The 1,691-nt window shown below is 76.5% G+C and carries 2 protein-coding genes; both read right to left on the reverse strand.

Annotated elements, in window-relative coordinates; genetic code table 11:
- A partial coding sequence (gene ftsL, locus GTR02_RS21595) for a cell division protein FtsL (RefSeq protein WP_205709795.1) occupies nucleotides 1–441 on the reverse strand: 441 nt, incomplete at its 3' end.
- Complete coding sequence (gene rsmH / locus GTR02_RS21600; protein ID WP_205709796.1) at nucleotides 438–1,583, reverse strand: 16S rRNA (cytosine(1402)-N(4))-methyltransferase RsmH; 1,146 nt, start codon at nucleotides 1,581–1,583, stop codon at nucleotides 438–440. The genes ftsL and rsmH, both read right to left, overlap by 4 nt.
- Nucleotides 1,584–1,691: the final 108 nt, after the last annotated feature.

The following is a 1,691-nucleotide window of genomic DNA, read 5'->3' on the forward strand; positions in this document are numbered from 1 at the left end:
CCCCTGCGGCACCGCGGGAGCCGGCGGCTCGGGCGCGGCCGCGGCGTCGGCCTCGCCGACGGCGCCCGAGCCCGTGAGGTGCACGGCACCGGGCGCCGGGACCATGCCGAGGCCCGCCGCCGCGGCGGCGAGGTTCTGCGGCGCCGACAGCGAGGCCAGCGCCTCGTCGGCCGCCTGCTGCCGGTCGGCCAGCGAGGCCGACTCCACCTGGCGGTCGGTGATCCGGTAGGCGTCGCCCGCGATGGCGATGTTGGTCATCAGCAGGCCGAACAGCCCGAGCGTGAGCAGCAGGACGCACGCCAGCGGCAGCGGCACCCGCAGGCGCAGGGCGGCCGGCGGGGTGACGACGCGCAGCGCGGGGCGCTCGGGGGCCGTGACCTCGGGGCGCACCCGGTTCACGCGGACCGGTGCGTTGCGGGCCGCGATGAGGGGCTGGCTCATTCCCGGGTCCTTCCGTCGCTCGTGCCGTTCTCGTCCGGCGGTGGTGGGTCGTGGGGAGGTGCGGGGGTTCCGGAGCCGCGGCGCCGGCCGGACCGCGGCGGACCGGCCCGCCGCGGGATCCATCCCGCGACGCCGTCGGCCGTCCGATCATCGAGGGGCAGCCGGACCACGGCACGCAGGCGCGCCGACGCCGCGCGTGGATTCTCCGCGAGTTCCGCCTCGTCGGCGGTCTCCCCCGACCGGGTCAGCAGTTCCGCACGCGGACCGGTGCCCGGTGGGGGGACGGGCATGTCCGGCGGGGCGGTGCTCGTCGACAGCTGCCGCAGAACGGTTTTGGCGATCCGGTCCTCGAGGGAGTGGAACGTGAGGACCGCGAGCCGGCCACCGACGGCGAGCCGGTCGAACGCCACGGGCAGCGCCCGCTCGACCACCCGCAACTCGTCGTTGACCTCGATCCGCAGCGCCTGGAACGTGCGCTTCGCGGGGTTGCCCCCGGTGCGCCTGGTCGCGGCAGGAACGTTGGCGCGCACCAGGTCCACGAGCCGGGCCGAGCTGGTGAAGGGTTCCGCCTCCCGCTCACGCAGCACCGCGGAGGCGATGCGCGGCGCGAACCGCTCCTCGCCGTACACGCGCAGCACGCGTGTGAGGTCGCTGTGGGAGTAGGTGTTCAGGACGTCGGCCGCCGTCGGCCCCGACGAGGAGGCGTCCATGCGCATGTCCAGCGGGGCGTCGCGGGAGTAGGAGAAACCCCGGTCCACCTCGTCGAGCTGGAGCGAGGACACCCCGAGGTCGAAGAACACCGCGTCGACCGTCTCGAGCCCCAGGTCGTCGAGGACGTCGCCCAGCGCGTCGTGCACCGCGTGCACGAGCGTGACGCGATCGGCGAACGGGGCCAGGCGGCGCCCGGCGAGCTCGAGGGCCTGGGGGTCGCGGTCGATGCCGACGAGGCGCGTCGTGGGGCTGCGGCGCAGCAGCTCGGCGGCGTGCCCGCCCATCCCGAGGGTCGCGTCCACGGCCACGGCGCCGGGGTGGTCGAGGGCGGGCAGCAGCAGCTCGGTGCACCGCTCGAGCAGCACCGACCGGTGGCGGGCGCCCACCTCGGCCTCCGCGTCGTCACCGGAGGAGCGGGGCCTCCCGGGCAGGTCGCCGGAGGGGTCGACGTCGCCGGCGCTCGCCTCGTCCACGTGCCACCCCCCGTCGCCGCGCCGTCCCGCGGTCCCCGCTGCCTGCCACTCCTGCCCGCCCTCGAC

This window comes from Kineococcus siccus (genome assembly GCF_009906795.1).
Classification (GTDB): domain Bacteria; phylum Actinomycetota; class Actinomycetes; order Actinomycetales; family Kineococcaceae; genus Kineococcus; species Kineococcus siccus.